This is a genomic window from Sulfuriferula sp. GW1, assembly GCF_047300855.1.
Lineage (GTDB): Bacteria > Pseudomonadota > Gammaproteobacteria > Burkholderiales > Sulfuriferulaceae > Sulfuriferula.
In genome coordinates this window covers 559,233-574,901 of sequence record NZ_CP170197.1, presented here as the reverse complement: position 1 = coordinate 574,901, position 15,669 = coordinate 559,233, and the positions used below count along the sequence as shown (strand labels likewise).

Annotated in this window: 18 protein-coding genes and 1 tRNA gene; 15 read left to right on the top strand and 4 right to left on the bottom strand. The window is 55.2% G+C overall.

Annotated elements, in window-relative coordinates; genetic code table 11:
- The first annotated feature begins 55 nt into the window (after positions 1-55).
- The 9 genes from ffh to ACFDAU_RS02800 all read left to right on the top strand — a co-directional run bounded on the left by ffh (position 56) and on the right by ACFDAU_RS02800 (position 6,489).
- Complete coding sequence (gene ffh / locus ACFDAU_RS02840; RefSeq protein WP_413438552.1) at positions 56-1,399, top strand: signal recognition particle protein; 1,344 nt, start codon at positions 56-58, stop codon at positions 1,397-1,399.
- 83 nt (positions 1,400-1,482) lie between these two features.
- Entirely contained in the window at positions 1,483-1,737 is a 255-nt protein-coding gene (gene rpsP / locus ACFDAU_RS02835) for a 30S ribosomal protein S16 (protein WP_147070771.1), read from the top strand.
- Entirely contained in the window at positions 1,712-2,227 is a 516-nt protein-coding gene (rimM, locus tag ACFDAU_RS02830; RefSeq protein ID WP_413438551.1) for a ribosome maturation factor RimM, read from the top strand. The genes rpsP and rimM overlap by 26 nt, the downstream gene beginning before the upstream one ends.
- Complete coding sequence (gene trmD, locus ACFDAU_RS02825; protein WP_413438550.1) at positions 2,227-3,003, top strand: tRNA (guanosine(37)-N1)-methyltransferase TrmD; 777 nt, start codon at positions 2,227-2,229, stop codon at positions 3,001-3,003. Before rimM ends, trmD begins: the two co-directional genes overlap by 1 nt.
- A gap of 78 nt (positions 3,004-3,081) precedes the next feature.
- Entirely contained in the window at positions 3,082-3,465 is a 384-nt protein-coding gene (gene rplS, locus ACFDAU_RS02820) for a 50S ribosomal protein L19 (protein WP_413438549.1), read from the top strand.
- An 87-nt stretch (positions 3,466-3,552) separates the two neighbouring features.
- Positions 3,553-4,050, top strand: coding sequence for a methylated-DNA--[protein]-cysteine S-methyltransferase (locus tag ACFDAU_RS02815; RefSeq protein ID WP_413438548.1), 498 nt, complete (start codon positions 3,553-3,555; stop codon positions 4,048-4,050).
- On the top strand, positions 4,022-4,921 hold the full coding sequence (gene xerD, locus ACFDAU_RS02810) for a site-specific tyrosine recombinase XerD (protein WP_413438547.1): 900 nt from the start codon (positions 4,022-4,024) through the stop codon (positions 4,919-4,921). The genes ACFDAU_RS02815 and xerD overlap by 29 nt, the downstream gene beginning before the upstream one ends.
- A gap of 137 nt (positions 4,922-5,058) precedes the next feature.
- Entirely contained in the window at positions 5,059-5,676 is a 618-nt protein-coding gene (gene plsY / locus ACFDAU_RS02805; protein WP_413438546.1) for a glycerol-3-phosphate 1-O-acyltransferase PlsY, read from the top strand.
- Positions 5,677-5,688: 12 nt separating this feature from the next.
- A complete protein-coding gene (locus ACFDAU_RS02800) occupies positions 5,689-6,489 on the top strand; it encodes a hypothetical protein (protein ID WP_413438545.1) in 801 nt (266 codons plus the stop codon).
- On the opposite strand, the gene tsaD is transcribed toward ACFDAU_RS02800, so the two are convergent.
- A complete protein-coding gene (gene tsaD, locus ACFDAU_RS02795; protein WP_413438544.1) occupies positions 6,479-7,519 on the bottom strand; it encodes a tRNA (adenosine(37)-N6)-threonylcarbamoyltransferase complex transferase subunit TsaD in 1,041 nt (346 codons plus the stop codon). The genes ACFDAU_RS02800 and tsaD overlap by 11 nt on opposite strands.
- A gap of 105 nt (positions 7,520-7,624) precedes the next feature.
- Between tsaD and rpsU the strand changes: the two genes are divergently transcribed.
- From rpsU to slmA, 6 genes are all read left to right on the top strand, one after another.
- Positions 7,625-7,837 (top strand): 30S ribosomal protein S21, encoded by a 213-nt coding sequence (gene rpsU, locus ACFDAU_RS02790; protein ID WP_124706067.1) that lies wholly within the window; start codon positions 7,625-7,627, stop codon positions 7,835-7,837.
- A gap of 34 nt (positions 7,838-7,871) precedes the next feature.
- Positions 7,872-8,318: a GatB/YqeY domain-containing protein gene (locus ACFDAU_RS02785; protein WP_124706068.1), complete on the top strand. Its 447-nt coding sequence runs from the start codon at positions 7,872-7,874 to the stop codon at positions 8,316-8,318.
- A gap of 50 nt (positions 8,319-8,368) precedes the next feature.
- Positions 8,369-10,102: a DNA primase gene (dnaG, locus tag ACFDAU_RS02780; protein WP_413438543.1), complete on the top strand. Its 1,734-nt coding sequence runs from the start codon at positions 8,369-8,371 to the stop codon at positions 10,100-10,102.
- A gap of 70 nt (positions 10,103-10,172) precedes the next feature.
- Entirely contained in the window at positions 10,173-12,065 is a 1,893-nt protein-coding gene (gene rpoD / locus ACFDAU_RS02775) for an RNA polymerase sigma factor RpoD (protein WP_413438542.1), read from the top strand.
- An 80-nt stretch (positions 12,066-12,145) separates the two neighbouring features.
- A tRNA-Ile gene (locus ACFDAU_RS02770) sits at positions 12,146-12,222 on the top strand.
- Positions 12,223-12,406: 184 nt separating this feature from the next.
- Positions 12,407-12,988 (top strand): nucleoid occlusion factor SlmA, encoded by a 582-nt coding sequence (gene slmA / locus ACFDAU_RS02765; protein ID WP_413438541.1) that lies wholly within the window; start codon positions 12,407-12,409, stop codon positions 12,986-12,988.
- 2 nt (positions 12,989-12,990) lie between these two features.
- On the opposite strand, the gene ACFDAU_RS02760 is transcribed toward slmA, so the two are convergent.
- From ACFDAU_RS02760 to ACFDAU_RS02750, 3 genes are all read right to left on the bottom strand, one after another.
- A complete protein-coding gene (locus tag ACFDAU_RS02760; RefSeq protein ID WP_413438540.1) occupies positions 12,991-13,743 on the bottom strand; it encodes a HesA/MoeB/ThiF family protein in 753 nt (250 codons plus the stop codon).
- Positions 13,744-13,763: 20 nt separating this feature from the next.
- On the bottom strand, positions 13,764-14,159 hold the full coding sequence (locus ACFDAU_RS02755; protein ID WP_413438539.1) for a hypothetical protein: 396 nt from the start codon (positions 14,157-14,159) through the stop codon (positions 13,764-13,766).
- A gap of 91 nt (positions 14,160-14,250) precedes the next feature.
- On the bottom strand, positions 14,251-15,663 hold the full coding sequence (locus ACFDAU_RS02750) for a S41 family peptidase (RefSeq protein ID WP_413438538.1): 1,413 nt from the start codon (positions 15,661-15,663) through the stop codon (positions 14,251-14,253).
- Positions 15,664-15,669 lie beyond the last annotated feature (6 nt).

Below are 15,669 nucleotides of genomic sequence, written 5' to 3'. Positions count from 1 at the left end.
CAGCATTAGTCTACACTAACAGCGCCGCTTTTTGACCGCCACCGGAACACACCCCATGCTTGATAATCTGACCTCCCGCCTATCTTCTGTCATTAAAAACCTGCGTGGCCAGGCGCGACTCACCGAAACCAACATCCAGGATGCGCTGCGCGAAGTGCGCATGGCTCTGCTGGAAGCCGACGTCGCGCTACCGGTAGTCAAGGATTTTATCGCCCGAGTCAGGGAAAAAGCGGTGGGGGTGGAAGTACTGCAAAGCCTGACTCCCGGCCAGGCTCTGATTGGTGTGGTGCACGATGAGCTGACCCGCCTCATGGGCGAACATAATGCGGGACTGAACCTGGTCACTACACCACCAGCCGTTATCCTGATGGCGGGACTGCAAGGCTCAGGCAAAACCACCAGCAGCGGCAAATTGGCCAAGCTGCTCAAAGAGCAGATGAAAAAGAAAGTTCTGCTGGTGAGTTGCGACGTTTATCGCCCCGCCGCCATCGAACAACTTAAAACCCTGGCCGGCCAACTTGATGTAGATTACTTTCCTTCCAGCGAAACACAAAAACCGGTCGACATTGCCTTAGCCGCGCACGATTACGCCAAAAAGCATTTTCATGATGTGCTCATCGTCGACACCGCCGGACGACTTGGCATCGACCAGGCCATGATGGACGAAATCCGCGCGCTGCATGACGCCGTGAAGCCCATCGAAACCCTGTTCGTGGTGGATGCCATGCAAGGTCAGGACGCCGTCAACACCGCGCGCGCCTTCAACGACACGTTGCCGCTCACCGGCATCATCCTTACCAAGCTGGACGGCGATTCACGCGGCGGCGCAGCGTTGTCGGTGCGCCACATTACCGGCAAGCCAATCAAATTTGTAGGCGTCGGCGAAAAACTCACCGGACTGGAAGCCTTCCACCCGGAGCGCATGGCTTCGCGCGTACTGGGCATGGGCGACGTGCTATCGCTAATCGAGGAAGCCCAGCGTGGCGTCGATCATGCCGAAGCTAAAAAACTCGCCGACAAAGTCAAATCAGGAAAAAATTTCGACCTCGAAGACTTCAAGGCACAAATCACCCAGATGCGGAAAATGGGCGGCCTCTCGGCGATGATGGACAAACTCCCTGGCGCAGCCGCCGCGGCACTACCGGCTGGCGCTGACGAAAAAGCCATGAACCGCGTCGAAGGCATCATCAATTCCATGACACCGGCCGAACGCCGCAAGCCTGAATTGCTCAAAGCCTCGCGCAAACGCCGCATCGCAGCCGGTGCAGGAGTGCAGGTACAGGAGATCAATCGCCTGCTCAAGCAGTTCGAACAGGCGCAGAAAATGATGAAAATGATGTCCAAAGGTGGCCTCGCAAAAATGATGCGCGGTATGAAGGGCATGATGCCCGGAATGTAATGCGATTAGACACAACTTGTCAGCGCGGCAATTTTCCTCGTATAATCACGCTCTTTTTAATTTCAATTGGTTAGGCACTCACGATGGTTATTATTCGTCTTGCCCGCGGCGGCGCCAAAAACCGCCCCTTTTATAACGTAGTCGTGGCCGATTCGCGCAATCGCCGCGATGGACGGTTTATCGAACGCGTCGGTTTCTACAATCCTGTTGCCAAAGAAGGCACAGAAGGACTGCGCCTGAGCCTGGATCGCGTGACTCACTGGCAATCTCAAGGCGCCCAGGTGTCCGATGCCGTTGCCAAGCTGGTCAAACGTGAAAGCGCCAAAGTCGCTGGATAATCTGGTGGTAATGGGGCGCATCGCTGCGCCCTACGGTATCAAGGGCTGGGTCAAGATCCAGACCTTCAGCGAGTCGGTAGACACACTCGCAGATTATCCCGAATGGCAGATTGGCCGTGCCGGCAGCTGGCGCGCGGTTCGTATTTTGAACGCGCGCCTGCACACCAACACGCTGGTCGCCGAACTGGAAGGCATCGTTGACCGCGATGCTGCATTAGCGTTAAAAGGCAGCGAAATCGCTGTTCCCCGCGAAACGCTGCCACCCGCGCCGGAAGATGAATACTACTGGTCGGATTTGATTGGCCTGGATGTCATTAACACCAAGGGCGTCGCGTTCGGCAAGGTCAAGGAATTGCTGGAGTCTGGCGCGCACGACGTGCTGGTGGTCAGCGGTGACCGCGAACGCTTGATACCGTTTGTCGGCCAGATTGTGAAAAAGGTCGACCTTGCAGCCGAGACGCTGGAAGTGGATTGGGAAGCCGACTACTGATGGCACTGCAGATTGACGTGGTGACGCTATTCCCGCCGATGTTTGCGGCGCTTAGCGAGTACGGCATCAGCAGCCGTGCTTTTGCGCGCGGTCAGGCCAGTTTGCATCTGTGGAATCCGCGTGATTTCACCAAAGACAACTACCGCACTGTGGATGACCGCCCTTATGGTGGCGGCCCCGGCATGGTTATGCTGGCGGAACCGCTTGAAGCGGCACTCGATGCCGCTGAAGCGCACCAGCGCGAAGCCGGTGTGATGACACCCCAAGTGATGTATTTGTCACCGCAGGGGCGCACGCTGAGTCATGCATTGGTAATGGAATTGGCAGCACGCCCCGGCCTGATTTTACTGGCCGGACGCTATGAGGGCATTGACCAGCGATTACTGGATAGCCGGGTGCATGAATCGATTTCCATCGGCGATTATGTGCTGTCGGGCGGTGAGCTGGCGGCAATGGTAGTGATCGATAGTGTGGTGCGGCAACTTCCCGGCGTGCTGGGGGATGCGGAATCTGCGGTTCAGGATTCGTTTGTCAACGGCCTGCTGGATTGCCCGCACTATACCCGCCCCGAAGTATATCGGGACACGCCGGTACCGGCAGTATTGATGGGCGGCAATCATGCTCATATTGCCCGCTGGCGCCTGAAACAGGCACTAGGCGCAACGTGGCGGTTACGTCCGGATTTGCTCGAACAACGGGGCATGAGCCCCACCGAAATTTCCTTGCTTGAAGAATTCAAGCAGGAAGCGCAAGCGGCTGGCAACAGCACGCAATAAGAAACCCGTGTGTCAGGCGGCGGCCTGCTCCACCCGGATGAGCCCAAGGCTCAAACTTTTTTGACTAGGAGAAACGCAATGAACCTGATCCAGCAACTGGAACAAGAAGAAATCGCCCGTCTGGGCAAAACCATCCCTGATTTCGCACCCGGCGACACCGTCGTAGTGCAGGTCAAAGTGAAGGAAGGCACGCGCGAGCGTCTGCAGGCTTATGAAGGCATTGTTATTGCCAAACGTAATCGCGGTCTCAACTCCTCTTTCATCGTGCGCAAAATTTCCGCTGGTGAAGGTGTTGAACGTACTTTCCAGACCCACTCACCCCTCGTCGCCGCGATTGAAGTGAAGCGCCGCGGCGATGTACGCCGCGCCAAGCTTTACTACCTGCGTGAGCGCTCAGGAAAATCCGCGCGCATCAAGGAAAAGCTGCCGACCAGCAAGCGCAAGGCGCAGGCCACAGCTTAATTGGTGTTGGCTGCTGTAAAAAAATGGCAAGTCGTAATGACTTGCCATTTTTTGTTTGTGTAAGCGATTTGGCGCTAAAATCCGACCATGAAGGACTACGCAACCCCATACCGTTACCAGGCCGTACTGCCCACTCCTTTCGGGTGTGTTGGCATACTGCTGATCAATGGCGAACTTCACGGCATCGATTTTCTACCCGCGAATTACCCTGTGCAAACGCCTGTGACACCCTTGGGACGTCGTGTCGCCGCAGCTTTGAATCGTTATTTTGATGACCCGGAAAGCAGTTTTGACTTGCCGCTTGCAATCTTCGGTACGGCACATCAAACCAAGGTATGGCGTGCATTAACTACAATACCGCCTGGTCACACCACCACTTACGGACAGCTCGCGCGCTTGCTGGGTTCAAGTCCGCGCGCCGTGGGCCAGGCCTGCGGCGCCAATCGGCTCCCCATTATTATTCCTTGTCACCGCGTGGTGGCGGCGAACGGGCCCGGCGGTTTCATGCACGCCACAAATGGCGCGCCGCTCACATACAAGGACTGGCTCCTCAATCATGAATCCCGTATCACAGCAGGCGCTTGATGGTTTTTGCGACTTGCTGTGGCTGGAGGATGGACTTTCTCCCAACACTTTGCAAAGCTATCGGCGCGACCTGACCCAGTTCTCGGCCTGGCTGGAAACAATACGCAGCACACTGTTGCTGGACGTAAACCAGGCGGATATCGAAGCCTACCTGCAATACCGTTTTTCGCGTAAAACCAGCCCGCGCAGTACGGCACGTCTGCTCTCCGCGCTAAAACGTTTTTATCGGCTGGCGCTGCGTGATGGTCGCATCGCGCTGGACCCGACCCTGAAGATTGACACTCCCAAGCTGCCGCGCTCGCTGCCCAAGAGCTTGTCGGAAACCGATGTGGACAGGCTTTTAAACACACCCGATACCACAGAGCCGCTTGGGCTGCGCGACAAGGCCATGCTGGAAACCCTTTACGCCAGCGGCCTGCGCGTCTCCGAACTGGTGACGCTGAAAGTAGTCAATGTGAGCCTGGATATGGGCGTACTGAGCGTCATGGGAAAAGGAGGGAAGGAGCGCATGGTACCGCTGGGTGAAGAAGCACTGCTCTGGCTTTCACGTTATCTATTGGACGCACGCCAGTTGATATTGGGAAGCACGATCAGCGATGCACTGTTTGTCACCCAGCGCGGTGCGGCCATGACGCGCCAGGCGTTCTGGTATCTGATCAAGCGCCGCGCGCTACAGGCCGGGCTGGCGCGCCTGCCCTCGCCCCACGTTTTGCGTCACGCCTTCGCCACACATCTGCTTAACCATGGTGCGGACTTGCGCGTGGTACAAATGCTGCTCGGTCATGCGGATATTTCGACTACGCAAATTTATACTCACGTCGCACGCGAGCGCCTGAAACAGTTGCATGCCAGGCACCACCCTCGTGGTTAATTCTGTTGAGTTGATGCTCTTTGCGTTTCCTTACATAAATACCGATAATGAAACCGGCTATAAAAACCTTGAACAGCAATAAACCCATGCGTAAAAATGCAAATGCAAAATACGTATATTCTGAACGGAACCATTGAATGATTATTGTGTTTTTCGTGGTACCTGCTTACCTGATGGGCTCACTTTCCTTTGCGGTAATCGTCAGCCGCCTGATCGGCCTGCCAGATCCGCGCAAACACGGCTCTGGTAATCCCGGTGCGACCAACATGCTGCGTACCGGGAACAAATCAGCAGCCGCATTGACCCTCATTGGAGACATGGCCAAAGGTTGGCTGGCAGTGTATCTGGCACGTTATTTTGGCGCCCAATATGGCATGGAAATTACTGCAACCTACGGCGCTGCGGTAGCCGTATTTCTCGGACACTTATATCCGATATTTTTCGGTTTCAAGGGTGGCAAGGGCGTGGCCACCGCGCTGGGTATCCTGTTGGCGATTTCTCCTTGGCTGGGTTTGGCGGCGCTGGCGAGCTGGCTTACCGTGTTTGCCCTCACCCGCATCTCGTCGCTTGCCGCACTGACTGCGGCCACGCTGGCACCCATACTCGGGTCGTACCTAATCGGTGGCACCCTGCCTGTGGCCGCGTTGTGCATCATCAGCGCGCTGATTTTCTGGCGCCATCGCACCAATATCCGCCGCCTGCTGGCGGGCGAGGAAGGACGCTTCGCCAAACCTGTAGACACCCCTTCCGAATAAACCGAGACTGCCATGGCCTGGTTTGAAAAAGAAATCAACTACGCGCGCGAGAGCCTCACCCAGGTCTCGAAAGAGAGTATCGAGCTGGCGGGCGACAAACTGGGCAGCGTGGTCAAGGAAGGCGCCGCCAGCGTCGGTGCGGAATTACGCGACGTGGTCGTGGGCGCCAGCCAGGAAATCGACGCCAAGCTCGACAAGATTTCTGCCGAATTGCACAACCAGCGCCAGTTCACCAAGGACGATGTGCGCGAGCTGGTGGATTATGCTGCTGACCGCCTGGGTACCGTGCTGGATGAACGCATGGCGGTGGCCAAACGCGAAATTTCTACGCTGGTGCAAGACAAAGTGGAATATTTCAAGCTGGAAGTGGACAGCTTTTTCATCCAGCGCCAGCAGGATTTGTCACGCGAGCGGCGCCGACTGTTTTTTAATGTGCTGATTGCGGTCAGCGCGTCCATCCTGGTGGGTTTTGTGTCGTGGCTGTACCAGCACTTTGTGGCGGGCAGCATTGATTTGTTTGGCGTGTTCCGCATCGTGTTTGCCTCGCTCACCGGCGGCTATGCAGTGTATCTGGTGGTGCGCCTGACATTGCGCTGGCGACGCATGTCGGAGCACCGCAAGGATGTTATGTTCCTCGCCATGCGTTATTGGGGCGTATTACGCCCGCAGAGCGTGTTCTCCACTTTTTTATTGATCTGCGTGCTGGCACTGTTGTTCGGCCTGGTTTTGTTCCCTGAAGTGCTGGCGCAACTACCGGGCGGCAAGCTGTTGCTCGGCTGGGTGCGCGGCATGGCGCCGCACCTCAAGCTATGACACTGCCCGGATGATTATATGAAGGTGCCGGGATTTCCTGCAAATCCCAGCGTGGCCGCACCGTAAACGCTCCTGCAGCACGCCCGCCATGTACCAGACGCATCGCGCCGGCAAAGGCAATCATCGCACCATTATCGGTACAAAACTCCAGGCGCGGGAAAAATACCGTACCACCCAGTTTGCTGACACCTGCGTTCAATGCTTCGCGCAACTGCCGGTTTGCACCCACGCCACCAGCCACCACCAGCCGCCTGGATCGGGTTTGTTTGAGCGCTGCCAGCGATTTGGCCGTCAGCACATCAGCCATGGCAAGTTGAAACGCGGCGGCAATGTCGGCACGGTCAGCGGGATTGGGATGTTTTTGTGTGAGTGTGAGCACAGCAGTTTTCAGGCCGCTGAAACTGAAATTGAGGTCACCCGAATGCAGCATCGGTCGGGGCAGCTTGAAACGCTGCGGGTCGCCCGTCTGCGCCAGCACCGATAGCGCCGCGCCGCCCGGATAGCCCAAACCGAGCAGTTGTGCGGTTTTGTCGAACGCCTCGCCCGCAGCGTCATCCAGGGTATCGCCCAGCGTGATGTAACGCCCCACGTTGTTGACTTGCATCAATTGTGTATGACCGCCCGATACTAGCAGTGCCACAAACGGAAATTGTGGCGGCGTGTCGGCAATCAGTGCGGAGAGCAAATGCCCCTCGAGATGATGCACACCCAGCACCGGAACCCCTAGTGCCACACCCAACGCATTGGCGATGCCGGCACCCACCAGCAGTGCGCCAGCCAGACCAGGGCCTTCGGTATAAGCAATCGCGTCAATATTGGCCAATTCACACCCTGCCCGTGCCAGAACCTGGCGGATCAGCGGTAGCGCACGCCGGATATGGTCGCGCGAGGCGAGCTCGGGCACCACACCGCCGTATTCGGCGTGCATGGCAATCTGGGAATGTAATGCGTGTGCAAGCAGGCCTCGTTCGGTATCGTAGAGGGCGATACCGGTTTCGTCGCAAGAAGATTCGATTCCGAGAATAAGCATGGGCAACAGTTTAGCCGCCCCATACGGGCAGGACAATGCATACCTTGAAAAAAACGCTTTTTCAGTTATAATTGAGGTTTTTTCCGTCCCTGGAGACCAGATTTCATGCCGAACATTCGCGTCAAGGAAAACGAGCCTTTTGAAGTTGCCATGCGCCGTTTCAAGCGCACTGTTGAAAAAACCGGTCTGTTGACCGAACTGCGCGCACGCGAGTTCTACGAAAAGCCCACTGCCGAGCGCAAGCGCAAGCTGGCCGCCGCGGTCAAGCGTCACTTCAAACGTATTCGTAGCCAAACCCTGCCGCCCAAGATGTATTAATCATTGCAGCCGGGCGTACCAGCCCGTTATGGTTATGAGTCTAAAAGCAAGAATCACCGAAGATATGAAAACCGCCATGCGCGCCAAGGATGCGGCACGTCTGGGGGCGGTTCGGTTACTGCTCGCCGCGATCAAACAACGCGAGGTGGATGAGCGTATCGAACTGGATGATACGCAAATCATTGCCGTGATCGACAAGATGCTCAAACAGCGTCGGGATTCTATTACCCAATTTGAAGCTGCCGGCCGTCAAGAACTGGCCGACATTGAAAAATTCGAGATGGGCGTATTGCAAGCCTACATGCCTCAAGCTGCCTCCGCGGGGGAAATTGATAGCCTGATCATCCAGGCCATCACAAGCACTGGCGCTGCCGGCATCAAGGACATGGGCAAAGTGATGGCAATTCTAAAAACCCAACTCGCCGGGCGCGCTGATATGGCGCAAGTTTCTACCCACATCAAAGCCAAGCTGGCGGGCTGATTGCTCGCCGCGTAGCGGCGTTATAACGTCACTACCCTCGTGAGAACAGAATGATCCCGCAGGATTTTATCCAGACGCTATTGAGCCGCGTGGATATCGTGGAGGTGATCGATCGCCGGGTACCGCTGAAAAAAGCCGGTACGAATTATCAGGCGTGCTGTCCGTTTCATAATGAAAAGTCCCCTTCGTTTACCGTCTCGCCCACTAAACAGTTTTACCATTGCTTTGGCTGTGGGGCACACGGCACTGCCATTGGCTTTTTGATGGAATACGCCGGGCTGGGTTATGTGGAGGCAATCAAGGAACTGGCTGGTCAGTTGGGCTTAGAAGTACCCGAGGGCCCTCCCGCCAATCCGGAACGCGTCAAACAAGCTGCCAGCCTGGTCGAAATCATGCAGCGCGCCGCACAGTTTTATCGCCTGCAACTCAAACAAACACCGCTCGCAATTGATTACCTCAAGAAACGTGGCCTGACAGGCGAAATCGCCGCGCGCTTCGGTCTGGGTTACGCCCCCACCGGCTGGCAAAATCTCGAAGCACTATTCGACCCTTATGCCGATCCCGCTCTGGTGGAAGCCGGGCTGGTCATTATTAATGACGCAGGGCAGCGCTATGACCGATTTCGCGACCGCATCATGTTCCCGATTGTCGGGCAACGTGGGGAGGTCATCGGCTTTGGCGGCCGCGTGCTCGACGCGGGTGAACCCAAGTACCTGAATTCCCCGGAAACCCCACTATTCCAGAAAGGCAACGAGCTATATGGCCTGTTTCAGGCGCGCCGCGCAATCCGGGATGCGGGGCGCGTAATCGTGGTGGAAGGCTATATGGATGTGGTGGCGCTGGCGCAGCATGGCGTTGAGTACGCTGTCGCGACGCTGGGAACCGCCACCACCGGGACACACGTGCAAAAGCTGCTGCGCCATACGGATGAAATTGTATTCTGTTTTGATGGTGACGCCGCCGGGCGGCGTGCGGCCTGGCGTGCAATGGAAAACAGCCTGGCCATACTGAACGATGGCAGCCATATCGGATTTTTGTTTCTCGCACCAGAACATGATCCGGACAGCTATATCCGGGCATTTGGTAAAGACGCCTTTGAAGCGTTACTGGCCGGCGAGGTCGTGCCTCTCTCCGTCTACCTGTTCAAGGAACTGGCAATGCATCATGATTTGGGTAACAGCGAAGGACAGAGCGCCTTTTTGCAGGCCGCGCGTCCCCTGTTAAGTCAGGTACGTGCACCCGCACTGGCACTCATGTTGCGCAAACGGTGTGCCGAATTGGCAGGTTTACAATTATTCGAACTCGACAATTTGTGGGAAATCAAATCAAAACGCTCCAACCCGGCGCGAGCATCCGCTTACGCGCCACGTCAAGCGCCCGCCTCAATTTGGCACAAATTGCTATGCGCAATTCTGTATATGCCTAGCCTGGCAAAGGAACTTGACGCAAGTTTGATTGCCCCAACAGACCCGGATGCCGAAGCGCTACGCGCCGTAGTTGAATTGCTGCGCAACCATCCCAATTTAGGCACTGCAAGCGTGGCAGACCATTTTCGAGACCACGCTTTGGCGCCCATCCTGCAGCACGCCAGTTCGGAAATACTGAGCTGGACGGATGATCTGGATATCAGCGCCGATTTTGTGGGCGCCTGTAATCAGGCGCGTATGCAAATCGACAAGCAGCATGGTGCGCGTGTAACTGACAAGCCGATTAACGCGCTGACAGAAACCGAAAAAGCAGCGTTGAGACAACTGGTTATTGGCACGCAGCCGGTGAAAAAATGAGCGACCTGGCTCGAACAAATGTATAATTATCAGTTTTTCTGAAGTACCAAATTTTACTGGACCAAGACATATGGCAAACGATCACGAAAAAGGCGAGGTGAAAACGGTAGATGTCGATGACCGGCGCACACGCCTGAAGAATCTGATTGTGCTCGGCAAAGAGCGTGGCTACCTGACCTACGCCGAGATCAACGACCATTTGCCTGATGACATGCTGGATGCCGAGCAGATCGAAGGCGTCATCAGCATGATCAATGACATGGGCATCCAGGTCTATGATGAAGCACCTGATGCCGAAACCCTGCTGATGTCTGATGCCACACCGGCAGTCACCGATGAAGACGTCGTGGCGGAAGCCGAGGCTGCCCTTTCTACCGTGGATTCGGAATTCGGCCGCACCACAGACCCGGTGCGCATGTATATGCGCGAAATGGGCTCTGTGGAACTGCTCACGCGCGAAGGCGAAATCGAAATTGCGAAACGCATCGAAGATGGCCTGAAACACATGATTCAGGCTATCTCTGCCTGCCCTACCACCATTCAGGCAATCATGGCGCTGGTGGACAAGGTGGAGCGTGAGGAAATTCGCATTGACGATTTCGTCGATGGCGTTGTCGTAGAAGAACTCGAAGTAATCGCTAACGTGCCCGAGGCTGACGAGAGCGAAACCGATGAAGAAGAGGAAGTCGACGAAGATGCCGAGGAAGACGATGGTAGTGCACTGGCTGCTGCCAATCTCGCCCAACTCAAGATCGACGCCATGGAACACTTTGAAGTCATTCGCAAGATATTCAAGCGAATTCAGGCATCTTTGAAGAAAAATGGTTTTGGCAACCCGCAGTATCTGCAACTGCAGGAAGAGCTCTCCGCCGAATTAATGAATATTCGCTTTTCTGCCAAGCAAGTTGAGGCATTATGCGATGGCGTGCGCCAACTGGTGGAAGAAGTCCGCAGTCATGAGCGCGACATCATGGAATTTGCCGTGAACAAATCGGGGATGCCGCGCGCACACTTCATCAAGGTATTTCCCGGCAATGAAAGCAATCTGGACTGGGTTACCAAGGAAATCAACTCGAAAAAAGCTTACGCAGAAGAATTGACGCGCCATCAACACACGATCGTTGAACGCCAGCAACGCCTGATTGCGCTGCAGGAAAAAGTGGGCATCCCGATCAAGGACCTGAAGGAAATCAATCGTCAGATGTCCACCGGCGAAGCACGCGCACGCCGCGCCAAACGTGAAATGATCGAGGCCAACCTGCGCCTGGTGATTTCCATTGCCAAAAAATATACCAATCGCGGTCTGCAATTCCTCGACCTGATTCAGGAAGGCAACATCGGCCTGATGAAGGCCGTGGACAAATTCGAATACCGGCGCGGCTACAAGTTCTCAACCTACGCCACCTGGTGGATCCGTCAGGCTATCACCCGCTCCATTGCGGATCAGGCGCGCACCATTCGTATTCCGGTGCACATGATCGAGACCATCAACAAGATGAATCGCATCTCGCGCCAGATTCTTCAGGAGACCGGCAAGGAGCCTGATCCGGAATTGCTGGCCGAGAAAATGGAAATGACCGAGGAGAAGATTCGCAAGATACTCAAAATCTCCAAAGAGCCCATTTCCATGGAAACGCCTATCGGCGACGACGAGGATTCCCATCTGGGAGATTTCATCGAAGACACCGCCACGCTGGCTCCCATAGACGCCGCTGTTTACGACAGCCTGCAGGAAGTGACCAAGGACATTCTTGACGGCCTGACGCAACGCGAAGCAAAAGTATTGCGGATGCGCTTCGGTATCGAGATGAATACCGACCACACCCTGGAAGAAGTCGGCAAACAGTTTGACGTGACCCGTGAGCGTATTCGCCAGATTGAAGCTAAAGCGTTACGCAAATTGCGTCACCCATCACGCTCTGACCGCCTCAAGAGCTTCATCGACAGCAACGGCAATTCTTGATTCTCCGAGCGCCCTTGGCACTACGCCACCAAGTGGCGTAGCGCAGCACTGCTGGCAGTGGTATAGTTCGCCTCGTTTTCGGGTCTGTAGCTCAGTTGGTTAGAGCAGGGGACTCATAATCCCTTGGTCCACGGTTCAAGTCCGTGCAGACCCACCATTATTCCAATAAATAGCAATCAAACATGCGCATCGAACAACTTAAACACATGAAAGCGACAGCACGCGAATAAAATTTATGTGCCGCGGTCTGTTTTCTCCGGAAAGCATGCAAATTTTCCGAGCAGTACCAGGCTACAGTGAAGTTTAAGGGGCAAAGCGGCTAAGTATAAAAGGGGAATGGCGTGGCAGCACCCGGAGAGCGAAAATTCCAGATCCTGCAAACTTTAGCTGCCATGCTAGAGACGCCCGGTGGTGAAAAAATCACTACCGCCGCACTGGCTGCCCGGCTGGATGTATCCGAGGCAGCACTGTACCGACACTTTGCCAGCAAGGCACAAATGTTCGAAGGGTTGATTGAATTCATCGAGCAGTCGGTGTTTGGGCTAATCAATAAGATCACCAGCAGCCAGCAAAACGGGCTCAGCCAGGCCGAGGCCATCGTTTCCCTGCTACTCGGGTTCGCGCAAAAAAATCCTGGCATAACGCGTGTACTCATCGGCGACGCGCTGATCAACGAAAATGATCGATTGCAGGCGCGCATCAATCAATTGCTTGACCGTCTTGAGGCCACTCTGCGTCAATGCCTGCGTATCGCTGCAGGGAATGGGGAGATTCGCACTGATCTGGATACGATGGTAGCGGGCAATTTACTGCTGTGTTATGTGATTGGCCGCTGGCACCAATTCGCCAAAAGCGGATTCAAGCGCCTCCCGTCAGAATCCTTCACCCAGCAATGGCCATTATTAAGTGCTGGACTGAAATAAACCTAACACTGAATCCCGCATACAGCGCAGCCGACATCTTTTTGCAACCGCATACTACGCCACTGCATATTGAGGGCGTCTAGCAGCAACAGTCTGCCATTGAGCGACTCACCCGCACCGCATATTAATTTGAGCGCCTCTGCAGCCTGAACCGTACCGACTATTCCTACCAACGGTGAAAATACGCCATTTTCTGCGCAGCGCATTTCGTCGCTACTGCCGGTATCTGGATAAAGACAATGATAGCAAGGGCTATTCGTGTGGCGCAGATCAAATACCGTGACCTGACCATCGAATCCTAGCGCGGCTCCCGAAACCAAAGGTTTTCGGTATTCCACGCAAGCGCGATTCACGGCATGGCGTGTTGCAAAGTTATCGCTGGCATCTATCACCACGTCAGCTGCGGCGACCTGGGCTGCCAATATAGCACCTGACAGGCGCTGCGTTAACGCTTGTACGGTGATGTCGGGGTTGATCGCGCGCATCGCAGAGGCAGCGGACTCAGCCTTGTTACGGCCGATTGCATCACTATGATGGGCAATCTGGCGCTGTAGATTGCTGAAGTCGACATTATCGTCATCGCATACGGTGATATGCCCTACTCCACTTGCCGCCAGGTACAGCAATACCGGCGAGCCCAGCCCGCCTGCGCCAACGACTAATACACGTGCATCAAGGACGCTTTGTTGGCCAGAAATGTCTATTTCGCGTAACAGGATATGGCGGCTGTAACGCAGCAGTTGGTCATCATTCATGCGTAGTGCCGGGAGTCAGGTTACTTGTAACTGCGCCATTCTTCCGGCGTGTCATCCTGATCGCCGTGAGGGTGGTGCTGAAAAGCCGCTACGAAGGGCTTGGCGAACTTTTGTTGTGGCGGCGGCACGCTCAGATTGTCGCGCTGATTGCGTTCGCAAAAATAGATCAGTGCACGGCGCAGTTTCTGCAGCAGTGAATTATCGAGGTGAAATCCTTGCTCTAGCAGAGCCGACTCCAGTTTTTCCAAGGTGTAGTCACATATATCGTAATGCACCAGGATACTGCAAGGATGATGGCCCACTTCAACGGACATGCTCTGCATGCCATCCAGCAAAGCCAGTGCAGCCTCGACCTGGTGCTGAGGTATGGCGCTGAATACGACTTCGCGGGTTTTATTCTGGTCGCTGGGGTTCATTTCAAGCACTTGAAAACGCCGACTGCCCGGCACGCGTAATCAGAATACGCGCAACCAGGCAGCCCTAGCAAGTCAACCGTTTAACCGCTGACTATTTTTCTCGCGTCTGGATAATGTTCAAGCCCTTTAACAAGCTTAAAGCCTGATTAAACTGGAAATCGTTTTTGGAAACAATTTCACCTGGCTCCAGTTTTTCCGGTTTAACGGGATTGGCGGGTTTTTCCGGCGTAATGATGACTGCCGGCGGAGCCGCAGGCTTGTTCGTGGTGCTCAGGGGATTATTCAGATGCCGGTCCAGATCAACCTCGCGTATATTCAGATTCGGGTCACTATCTGCACCGGTAACTTTCCCTTCTTCCACCACGATGTCCGGGGTGATGCCTTTGTTCTGGATCGAACGGCCAGCAGGCGTGAAGTAACGCGCAGTAGTCAGTTTGATGCCCGTACCATTACCCAACGGCAGGACCGTCTGGACCGAACCCTTGCCGAAACTCTGCGTGCCCATGATGATGGCGCGTTTGTCATCCTGCAAAGCACCCGACACAATCTCCGATGCCGAAGCTGAACCGCCATTGACCAGCACTACCATGGGGACGGTTTTGGTCCATGCAGGCAAGCCCTTCAAGTAGTCGGCCTGATTGCCACGCAAGTAGTATTCAGGGCTGGCATTGAGTTTCATCTTGGAGTCCGGCGTACGCCCATCGGTATATACCACCAGTGAATTCGGCTTGACGAAAGCCGCTGCCACACCGACGGCGCTATTTAGCAATCCACCCGGGTCATTGCGCAAATCCAGTACCAGACCTTTCAAAGGCGCACCCTTGTTGTCTTTTTGCAAGGTTTCCAGCGCCTGCGCCAAATCCTCCCCGGTACGCTCCTGGAACTGGGTAATGCGGATATAACCGTAGCCCGGCTCAGCCAGCTTGTATTTTACGCTTTTCACTTTAATGACAGCGCGTATCAGCGTGACAGTAAATGGTTTGGCCACACCTTTGCGCAGTATGGTCAGCACAATCGGCGTGCCGGGCTTGCCACGCATGCGTTTGACCGCATCATTGATGGTCATGCCTTTCACGGGTGAGTCGTCCAGTTTGATGATCAGATCACCCGGTTTCAAGCCGGCCTTGAAGGCTGGGGTATCATCAATTGGCGACACCACTTTGACAAAGCCGTCTTCCATACCGACTTCTATGCCCAGACCACCGAATTCGCCCTGGGTCCCCACCTGCAAATCCTTGAATTCATCGGCATTCATATACGCCGAATGCGGATCCAGCCCGGACAGCATGCCATTGATGGCAGAATTGATGAGGGTTTTGTCATCCACCGGCTCGACATAATCGCTTTTGATCTTGCCATATACTTCGGCAAAGGTGCGCAGCTCATCCAGCGGCAGCGCTTGCGTGGCTTCACGATCCGCCACGGCGGAATAATTGAGGGTGAGTGCCGCACCCAGCAGGACTCCCGCACTGACCAGACCGATTTTTTGCAATTTGCTGCGCATTGCCAG

What these genes read in the sequence shown, in the direction of transcription:
- ACFDAU_RS02785 (WP_124706068.1), top strand. Translation starts at nt 7,872, where the DNA reads ATGAGTCTAAAAGCAAGAATCACCGAAGATATGAAAACCGCCATGCGC.
- ACFDAU_RS02815 (WP_413438548.1), top strand. Translation starts at nt 3,553, where the DNA reads ATGAAGGACTACGCAACCCCATACCGTTACCAGGCCGTACTGCCCACT.
- rpsU (WP_124706067.1), top strand. Translation starts at nt 7,625, where the DNA reads ATGCCGAACATTCGCGTCAAGGAAAACGAGCCTTTTGAAGTTGCCATG.
- ACFDAU_RS02800 (WP_413438545.1), top strand. Translation starts at nt 5,689, where the DNA reads ATGGCCTGGTTTGAAAAAGAAATCAACTACGCGCGCGAGAGCCTCACC.
- ACFDAU_RS02760 (WP_413438540.1), bottom strand. Translation starts at nt 13,743, where the DNA reads ATGAATGATGACCAACTGCTGCGTTACAGCCGCCATATCCTGTTACGC.
- plsY (WP_413438546.1), top strand. Translation starts at nt 5,059, where the DNA reads ATGATTATTGTGTTTTTCGTGGTACCTGCTTACCTGATGGGCTCACTT.
- ffh (WP_413438552.1), top strand. Translation starts at nt 56, where the DNA reads ATGCTTGATAATCTGACCTCCCGCCTATCTTCTGTCATTAAAAACCTG.
- trmD (WP_413438550.1), top strand. Translation starts at nt 2,227, where the DNA reads ATGGCACTGCAGATTGACGTGGTGACGCTATTCCCGCCGATGTTTGCG.
- xerD (WP_413438547.1), top strand. Translation starts at nt 4,022, where the DNA reads ATGAATCCCGTATCACAGCAGGCGCTTGATGGTTTTTGCGACTTGCTG.
- rpoD (WP_413438542.1), top strand. Translation starts at nt 10,173, where the DNA reads ATGGCAAACGATCACGAAAAAGGCGAGGTGAAAACGGTAGATGTCGAT.
- ACFDAU_RS02750 (WP_413438538.1), bottom strand. Translation starts at nt 15,663, where the DNA reads ATGCGCAGCAAATTGCAAAAAATCGGTCTGGTCAGTGCGGGAGTCCTG.
- rpsP (WP_147070771.1), top strand. Translation starts at nt 1,483, where the DNA reads ATGGTTATTATTCGTCTTGCCCGCGGCGGCGCCAAAAACCGCCCCTTT.
- tsaD (WP_413438544.1), bottom strand. Translation starts at nt 7,519, where the DNA reads ATGCTTATTCTCGGAATCGAATCTTCTTGCGACGAAACCGGTATCGCC.
- dnaG (WP_413438543.1), top strand. Translation starts at nt 8,369, where the DNA reads ATGATCCCGCAGGATTTTATCCAGACGCTATTGAGCCGCGTGGATATC.
- rplS (WP_413438549.1), top strand. Translation starts at nt 3,082, where the DNA reads ATGAACCTGATCCAGCAACTGGAACAAGAAGAAATCGCCCGTCTGGGC.
- ACFDAU_RS02755 (WP_413438539.1), bottom strand. Translation starts at nt 14,159, where the DNA reads ATGAACCCCAGCGACCAGAATAAAACCCGCGAAGTCGTATTCAGCGCC.